This window comes from Candidatus Dormiibacterota bacterium (assembly GCA_036495095.1).
Classification (GTDB): domain Bacteria; phylum Chloroflexota; class Dormibacteria; order Aeolococcales; family Aeolococcaceae; genus CF-96.
In genome coordinates this window covers 1-7,741 of the sequence record DASXNK010000163.1, presented here as the reverse complement: position 1 = coordinate 7,741, position 7,741 = coordinate 1, and the positions used below count along the sequence as shown (strand labels likewise).

At 74.5% G+C, this 7,741-nt stretch carries 10 protein-coding genes; 4 read left to right on the top strand and 6 right to left on the bottom strand.

Going from position 1 to position 7,741, the window contains the following annotated elements; translation table 11 throughout:
* The 3 genes from VGL20_16715 to VGL20_16705 all read right to left on the bottom strand — a co-directional run.
* Positions 1-110, bottom strand: a 110-nt coding sequence (locus VGL20_16715; protein HEY2705326.1) for a succinate--CoA ligase subunit alpha, incomplete at its 3' end; no start/stop codon positions are given.
* A gap of 3 nt (positions 111-113) precedes the next feature.
* Positions 114-1,295: an ADP-forming succinate--CoA ligase subunit beta gene (sucC, locus tag VGL20_16710; protein HEY2705325.1), complete on the bottom strand. Its 1,182-nt coding sequence runs from the start codon at positions 1,293-1,295 to the stop codon at positions 114-116.
* A 117-nt stretch (positions 1,296-1,412) separates the two neighbouring features.
* Entirely contained in the window at positions 1,413-1,865 is a 453-nt protein-coding gene (locus tag VGL20_16705; GenBank protein HEY2705324.1) for an SRPBCC domain-containing protein, read from the bottom strand.
* A gap of 57 nt (positions 1,866-1,922) precedes the next feature.
* On the opposite strand from VGL20_16705, the gene VGL20_16700 reads away from it, so the two are divergent.
* A complete protein-coding gene (locus VGL20_16700; protein HEY2705323.1) occupies positions 1,923-2,450 on the top strand; it encodes a hypothetical protein in 528 nt (175 codons plus the stop codon).
* Positions 2,451-2,454: 4 nt separating this feature from the next.
* Here VGL20_16700 and VGL20_16695 read toward each other — a convergent pair whose 3' ends face one another.
* Genes VGL20_16695 through VGL20_16685 form a run of 3 tightly spaced genes read right to left on the bottom strand, consistent with a single transcriptional unit; the run spans position 2,455 to position 5,852 of the window.
* Positions 2,455-3,936, bottom strand: a complete 1,482-nt coding sequence (locus VGL20_16695; protein HEY2705322.1) for an oligosaccharide flippase family protein — start codon at positions 3,934-3,936, stop codon at positions 2,455-2,457.
* On the bottom strand, positions 3,933-5,144 hold the full coding sequence (locus VGL20_16690) for a CaiB/BaiF CoA-transferase family protein (protein HEY2705321.1): 1,212 nt from the start codon (positions 5,142-5,144) through the stop codon (positions 3,933-3,935). Before VGL20_16690 ends, VGL20_16695 begins: the two co-directional genes overlap by 4 nt.
* A 33-nt stretch (positions 5,145-5,177) precedes the next feature.
* Positions 5,178-5,852 (bottom strand): DJ-1/PfpI family protein, encoded by a 675-nt coding sequence (locus VGL20_16685; protein HEY2705320.1) that lies wholly within the window; start codon positions 5,850-5,852, stop codon positions 5,178-5,180.
* Between the two features lie 124 nt (positions 5,853-5,976).
* On the opposite strand from VGL20_16685, the gene VGL20_16680 reads away from it, so the two are divergent.
* From VGL20_16680 to VGL20_16670, 3 genes are all read left to right on the top strand, one after another.
* The gene (locus VGL20_16680) at positions 5,977-6,249 is read left to right on the top strand and encodes a DUF6582 domain-containing protein (protein ID HEY2705319.1); all 273 of its coding nucleotides are present in this window, start codon (positions 5,977-5,979) and stop codon (positions 6,247-6,249) included.
* Between the two features lie 24 nt (positions 6,250-6,273).
* Positions 6,274-7,077 carry a DUF427 domain-containing protein gene (locus VGL20_16675; protein HEY2705318.1) on the top strand — a complete coding sequence of 268 codons (804 nt, stop codon included), beginning with the start codon at positions 6,274-6,276 and terminating at the stop codon, positions 7,075-7,077.
* Between the two features lie 120 nt (positions 7,078-7,197).
* A partial coding sequence (locus VGL20_16670; GenBank protein ID HEY2705317.1) for an acyltransferase family protein occupies positions 7,198-7,741 on the top strand: 544 nt, incomplete at its 3' end.

Sequence of the window (7,741 nt, the reverse complement as noted above, 5' to 3'; positions counted from 1 at the left end):
GCGACCACGTTGGTGCCGTACGCCTGCATCTGCTCGGTGTGGAAGCTGCCCTCGCGGCCGGTGATGCCCTGGACGAGGACGCGGGTGGAGCGGTCGATGAGGATGGACACGCCTCAGCCCTCCCTGGTGAGCTCGACGATCTGCCGGGCGGCGTCGACCGCGCTCACGCCGGGAACGATGCCCGCCTCCCGGAGCAGCTCCCGGCCCTCCTGCTCGCGGGTGCCGGTCATGCGGACCACCAGCGGCTTGGTGATGCGGAGCTCGTCGCGCGCCTGGATGATCCCGCGCGCCACCTCGTCGCCGCGGGTGATGCCGCCGAAGATGTTGATGAACACCCCCCGCACCTGGGGGTCGCTGAGCACCATGTCGAGGGCGTTGCGCACCACGTCGGCACGGGCGCCGCCGCCGATGTCGAGGAAGTTCGCGGGCTCGCCGCCCGCCGCCTTCACCAGGTCGAGGGTGTTCATCACCAGCCCGGCGCCGTTGCCGATGCAGCCGACGTGGCCGTCGAGGTGCACGTAGGTGAGACCGCGGCGCTTGGCCTCGACCTCGTAGGGGTCGTCGCCGCTGGCGCCGTCGTCGCCGAGGGCGTCGATCGCCAGCTCCTCGGCGAGGTCGCGATGCCGGAACTCCGCGTTCTCGTCGACCTCCAGCTTGCCGTCGGCGGCCACCAGATCGCCGGCCGCGGTGATCACCAGCGGGTTGATCTCGCAGGTGACGGCGTCGAGCGAGACCGCCAGCCGGTACAGGGTCTGCACCAGCGGCACCAGCGCCGCGGCGAGCTTGCCGGCGCGATCGGCGAGCGCGGGCGCGGCGCGCAGCGCGGTGAAGGCGAGCTGGCGGATCTCGTACGCCTGGGGGCCGCGGAAGGGGTCGGGCCAGAGCTTGGCGATCATCTCGGGCCGGGTCTCGGCGACCTGCTCGATCTCCATGCCGCCGGCGCCGGAGAGCATCAGCACCATCCGGCGGCGGTCGCGGTCGAGGGTGACCCCGCAGTAGAGCTCGTGGGCGACATCCAGCCCGGTCTCGCACCAGACGCTCCGGACCGGGTAGCCCTTGATGTCCATGGCGAGAATGCGCTCGGCCTCGGCGCGCGCCTGTTCGGGGGTGTCGACGACGGCGATGCCGCCCGCCTTGCCCCGGCCGCCCACCGGCACCTGGGCCTTCACCGCCACCCGGCCCAGCGCGCGTGCGGCGGCCTCGGCCTCCTCGCCGGTCCGCGCCAGGCGGCCGGCGGGGGTGGCGATGCCGGCCTTGGCGAACTGCTGCTTCGCCTGGTACTCGAGGAGCTTCACCGAGGACCTGCCTCCTGTATGCCGAGCGGGGGAACGGCGCCGCCGGGGGGCGGCGGGGGAAGCGCCTGGCGCTGTCCGGGACTGGACGGGGGGTCGTGGACCCCCCGCAGGGTAGCGTCAGCGGGGCTCGGCGAGCTCTCGCAGCCGCCGCAGCGTCGCCCGCGCCGCGCGCCGCTGGCTGCGGCCGAAGAGCAGGCCGTCGAGCAGCCCCCCGGCCCTGGCTCCGGCGACCAGGGCGCCGGTCACCTCGCTGGTCAGGGTCACCCGGGTGCCGCCGCCGTCGGGCTCGCAGCGGAGCGCGGTGCGCACCGCCGGGCCGTCGTCCTCGCTGGCGGTGGCCACCTCGCGGGGAGGGTCGAGGGTGACCACCGAGCCACGCAGCTCGCGCTCGCCGCCGTCGCGGCCGCGCACCGTGGTGAGGATGGTCGAGCCCTCGACCGGGGGGTCGGGGTCGCAGCGCCGGGCCAGCATCCCCCGCCTCGGGTCGGGGTCGGTGAGCAGCCGCAGGCAGGCGTCGAAGGCGCGCTGCGGGGGCAGCGCGAGCCGGATGCTCGCGACGGTGCGGCGCATGGACGGCCAGGGTAGTGCCGCCGAGGCCGCCCTGCGTCCCCGCTAGGATCCCCGCCGATGCTGACCGCCGTCCGCTTCCTCCACTACACGTCGGGCATCGCCTGGGTCGGCGCCACCCTGGTCCTCGCCCTGGTCGTGTTCCCCGCCGTCGACCGCTGCCCGGGCACCGTCCGCGCCCCGGTGATGCGCGCCCTGGCCCGGCGCATCGCGCCCTGGGAGACGGCGGCGGCGACCACGGTGATCGTCACCGGGGTGGTGCAGGCGGTGCTCCAGCACCGGCTCGACGGCGGCCTCGGCCCCGCCCTGGCGACCCGCTGGGGCATGGCGATCGGCACCGGCGCGCTCTGTGCGGTGCTGCTGGTGGTGCTCGGGCTCACCGCCCTGGCGCCGCTCGCCGGGCGGTTCAGCGCCCTCGAGGACGCCGTCGCCCTCGACCCCGAGCGCAGCAACCTGGGGATCCGTGAGCTGGGGCGGGTCGACCCGGTCTGGTGGCGCACCCGGCGGCGGCTGGTCGCCGCCACCACCGTGGAGACGGTCCTCGCCCTGGTGGCGGTGCTGGCGATGGCGGTGGCCCGCGGCTCCTGAGCGGCTAGCGGCCGAGGCGTCCCCGCACCGCGGCCACCACGGGGCGGAGCTCGCCGGGGCGGAGTGCGCCGGTGAGCATCACCGCGGCGCAGTACACGGCGAGGGGCACGCCCACCGCGACCGGCTGGGCGGCGTCGCGCAGCGGCCAGGCCACCGCCGCCATCGCCGCCCCGCTCACCACCACCGGCACCAGGGGCCGCACCCAGGGCAGACCGCCGAGGTGGTGGGAGAGCACCAGCAGGCCGGCGACGAAGAGCACCGCCTCGGTGATCACCGTCGCCCAGGCGCAGGCCACCGGCCCCTGCTGGTACGGGAAGAGCGGGATGAGCACCAGGTTCAGGACGACGTTGACGACAACACTGGCGCCGGCGAGGGCGGCGAAGCTCAGCTGCCGGTCCATCGCCCCCATCGTGAAGACGAAGGAGTTGACCACGAAGAGGAAGAAGGCGGTGCCGCCGAGGACGCGCAGGCTGGGGACGGCGGTGTGCAGGGTGTGGGTGTCGGCGACGATCGCCGGGGCCAGGGTCACGCAGAGCACCGAGGCGGGCATCCCCACCAGCGCCAGCAGCCGGTAGACGCGCAGGTAGAGGAGGCGCACCGCCGCGGCGCCGTCGGTGAAGGCGATGCTGATCGCCGGATAGACCGCGCTCATCACCGCCTGGGGCACGAAGCCGAGGCCGTCGAGGAACTTGTTGGCGGCGGCGTAGTCGCCCGCCTGCCGGAAATCCCGCAGCGCCTGGAGGATCACCAGGTCGACGCGGAAGTAGAGGGTGCTGAGCGCGAAGGCGAGGGCGAAGGGCAGGCCGCTGCGGAGCAGCCGGCGCACCTCGTCGGGACGCCAGGCCAGTCGCAGCGGCGCGTAGCGGCGGGACACCACCACCGCGCCGAGCACCAGGGTGAAGCCGTAGGAGGCGGTGTAGGCGTCGATGTAGACGTGCACCGGGGCGTGGTTGGCGGCGGCGAGCAGGGTGACGCCGAGCAGGATCACGGTCTCGCCGGCGATGGCGATGACCTCCCAGCGCATCTCCTGGGTGGCGTAGAAGCACGAGCGCAGCACCGTGGAGAACGACATCACCAGCAGCAGCAGGTAGACCGAGGGCACCAGCGGCAGCAGCGACGGCGCCAGCAGGGCGACGCTGCCGGCGAGCACCACCCCGCTCGCCGCGGCCAGGGGGATGCGGGCGCCGAGGGTGACCGCGAGCAGGTCGCCGAGCCGCTCTCGGTGCCGCGCCGCCTCGCGGGTGAAGACCACCTGCAGCCCGAGGTCGGCGACGATGCTGCTCAGCGAGCTGAAGACGATCGCGGTCTGGAACTCGCCGTAGCCGGCCCTGCCGAGGCGCTGGGCCACGATCACCGTGACCAGCACCACCACCCGGCTGATCGTGCGGGTGACCAGCAGCAGCACCGCGTTGCCGAGGGTGCGGCGGCCCCCGGCCGGCTGGTCCACCCCCGAGGGCGGCGGCGCCGCCACCCCGGAGTCGCTCATCGCCGCTCGACGGCGGCGGGTGCGGCGGCGGCGCCGGTGCGGTAGAGGTCGCGGCGCTCGGCCGCGGTGTAGCCGAGCCGGCGCAGCCAGCGGTCGGTGTGCTCACCGACCGACGGGATGCGGGGACCGCCGCCGAGGCTGGCGGCGCTGCTCCGGATCGGCTGCACCGGCATCCGCGCAGTGCCCTGCTCGGTGTGCACCTCCTGGAGGAGGCCGCGCTCGCGCACCACCGGATGGTCGGCCACCTCGGCCACGCTGCGCAGCCGGGCGCAGGCCAGGCCGGCGCCGGCCACCCGCCGCTCCCAGCTCTCCACGCCGTCGGTGGCCAGCACCGCCTCGATGGCGGCGTGGAGCTCGGCGCGGTGGCGCATCCGCCCCTCGGTGGTGAGGAAGCGCTCGTCGGCGGCGAGGTCGGGACGGTCGAAGGCGCGCAGGCAGAGGTCGCGCCACTCCCGGTCGTGCTGGGCGCAGAGGACGAGCAGGCCGCCGTCGCCGCAGGGGAAGGGGCCGTAGGGGGCGGCATGGAGGTGGTGGAGGCCGACCGGCGCCGGCTCGACCCCGGTGGACAGGTAGAGCCCGAGGGTGGGAGCGGTCCAGTCGAGGGTGGCCTCGAACATCGACACCGACAGGGTCGCCCCGCCCCGCCCGGCGCCGCGCGCCACCAGCGCGCCGAGGATGCCGGTCGCCAGCGCGGTGCCGGAGGCGATGTCGCAGAGCGAGACCCCCGCCTTGGCCAGGCGGCCCGGCTCGCCGGTGACGGCGATCACCCCCGCCTCGGCCTGCACCAGCAGGTCGTAGGCCTTGCGCTCGGTGTACGGGCCGCGCTCGCCGTAGCCGCTGATCGACCCGTAGACCAGCTCCGGCCGCCGCCGCCGCAGCTGCCGCGGCCCCAGCCCCAGCCGCGCCGCCGCTCCCGGCGCGTAGTTCTGAACCACCACGTCGGCCTCGGCGGCGAGGGCGTGGGCGATGTCGCGCCCGTGCGGTGTCTTGAGGTCGAGGGCGACCGACTGCTTGCCGTGGTTCAGCCAGGCGAAGTAGCTGCTCACCCCGGCGGAGTGGTGCTCGTAGTGGCGGGCGAAGTCGCCGGCGCCGGGGCGCTCCACCTTCACCACCGTCGCCCCCTGGTCGAGCAGCAGCCGGCTGGCCAGCGGGCCCGAGACCGCCTGCTCGAGGGCGAGGACGAGAACGCCGCGCAGCGGGGGTGCCATGGCGCGCGATGGTCGCAGATCGGCCGCCGCCGGTTACGCCCGGGCGGGCACCGCCGTCTCGACGTCGTCGCGGTAGAGGTCGTAGGCGGCCGAGTACTCCATCACCCGGGCCACCTCGGCGATCAGCGGCTCATCCCAGCCGGCACGGCGGAGCAGGTGGAAGCCCATCTCCATCCCCGAGGTGATCCCCCCGGCGGTGATGATCCGGCCGGCGTCGACCACCCGGGCACGGCTGATCCGGCAGGCGGGCGCGAGCTTCGCCAGGCGGTCGAGCGGGACCATGCCGGCGCCTCCGGCCTCGACCCGGTCCGGCTCCTTGCGGTTGGTGGCGGGGAGCCCGTCGAGCAGACCCATCAGCCCGTAGATCCAGGACCCGGTGCAGACGCTGGTCAGCAGCGTGCTCTCCGGCAGCGAGGCGACGAACTCGTGGAGCCGCCGGTTGTGGAGCTCCTGGCGGGTGCCGAAACCGCCGGGGATGAGGAAGGCGTCCATCGCCGGGCGGTCGTCGAAGCTGTAGTTGGGCAGGACGGTGAACCCCGCCTGCGCCTGCACCGGGCGCATCGCGTCGGCGATGAGGAACGCGTCGAGCTCGGGGTCGAAGCGCCGGGCCACCGAGAAGACGCCGTGGGGTGCGGCGAAATCGACGATCTCCGCGTCCTTGAACACGTAGATGCCGAGCCGGAATCCGGCGATGCGCGGGGGGGCCATGCCGTTCTCCATAGTGAACAGTCGCGACCACGATCATGAACGGTTCCGGCCGCCGGCCGTCTGCGGGATCGAGCACGGTGGGCTAGTATTGAGAGTGTCGATACCACTTTACGAGGTACTGTCGATGTCGACCAGCAGCCACCCGCTGCCCACCCGGCAGCGCAACCGCCTCGACCGCGAGAGCTTCGCCTTCCCCAGGCAGCGCAAGGAGCCGCTCACCGACGCCACCCACGTCCGCAATGCCGTCGCCCGCTTCGACCAGGTCAAGGACGTGACCGACGCGGAGCGCGACGCCGCCTGGCGCCGCATCCGGGCGGCGGCCCGCCGCTATGGTGTGAACATCAACGTCCGGGGCTGGCGCTCGCTCCTCGAGGGCGGGAGGAACCGCAGGCGGTAGCCGGCCCGCGCTGGAGGGCTGGGCATGTCGCTGACCCGGGGCGGGGGACCGCTGAGCGGCAGGCCCGCCGGCGTCGCCAACCTGGATCTCGGCGCCCACCCGGGGCACGCCCTCTACTGGGAGCCCCACCGCCGCCGGATCCGGGGCGAGATCGGCGGGGAGACCCTGCTCGACACCGAGGCCGGCATGCTCCTCCACGAGACCGGCCTGCTCCCCGTCCTCTACGTCCCGGAGCCGGACCTCCGCGCCGACCTGCTGGTCGCCACCGACCACCACACCACCTGCCCGTTCAAGGGCGTCGCCTCCTACCGCTCGATCCGGCTGCCCGGCCGCACCGTCGAGAACGCGGTCTGGAGCTATCCCGCGCCGCTGCCCGGCTGCCCGCCGATCTCCGGCCACGCCGCCGTGTACTGGGACCGCCTCGACCACTGGTACGAGGAGGACGAGGAGGTGATCGGCCATCTCCGCGACCCCTATCACCGCGTCGACGTGCGCCCCAGCCGGCGCCGGGTGCGGGTCGCCCTGGAGGGGCGGCTGCTCGCGGAGTCGTCCCGGCCGCTGCTGGTCTTCGAGACCGGCGTTCCCCCGCGCGCCTACCTGCCCCGGGAGGACGTCGACACCGGGCTGCTCGAGCCCAGCGACACCCGGACCGTCTCCGCCTACATGGGCACCGCCGCCCACCTCTCCGTGCGCGGCGCCGGCGAGGCCGGACGCGACGTCGCCTGGGAGTACACCGGCCCGCTCCCCGAGGCCGCGCTCCTCGCCGGCCACATCGGCTTCTCGACGGAGAGGGCCGGCGTGGAGATCGACCCCCCGCTCGCATCCTGAAGCGGGGACGACCGCCGGCGGTGCCGGCGCCGCCACACTCCAGGATCAGGGTCCGTCTCCGGGATCTTCGCGGGATCACCCGGATGGCTGCTCGCCACCCGCCTGTGTAGTATTCCCTACTTGCTCACTATCAAGAAACCTGGGACAACGGCATCCGGAGAGGAGTCCGGCGCACCGCCGGCGCATCTCCGGCTCGAGGGGGCCGACGCGCTCCGCGCCCTCGCCGCGGTGGCGGTGGTGGTGGTGCACACCTGCCACTGGCCACTCCAGGACAGCGGCGCCGACCTTCGGACCTGGGCGTGGGTCGACCTCGCCTCCCGCTTCTGCGTGCCCGCCTTCGTGGTGCTCTCCGGGCTGCTCCTGGGGCTGCGCGACGGCCCCCCCGAGCGGCCCGGCGGCTTCCTCCGCCGGCGGCTGCGCCGCACCCTCCTCCCCTTCCTGGTCTGGGCGCCGATCTACCTCGCCGTCGGGCTCTGGCTCACCGGGGACATCGGCCGCGGGGAGGTGGGCGGCTGGCTGCTGGGTGGCGGCGGCCACCTCTACTTCCTGCTGCTGGTCCCCCAGCTCTACCTCGCCTACCTGGTCTGGCCGCGCCGGCTCGCGCCCACCCTCCGGCTGGCCGCGGGGGCGATGGTGCTGCAGCTGGCGCTCTGCGGCCTGCGCC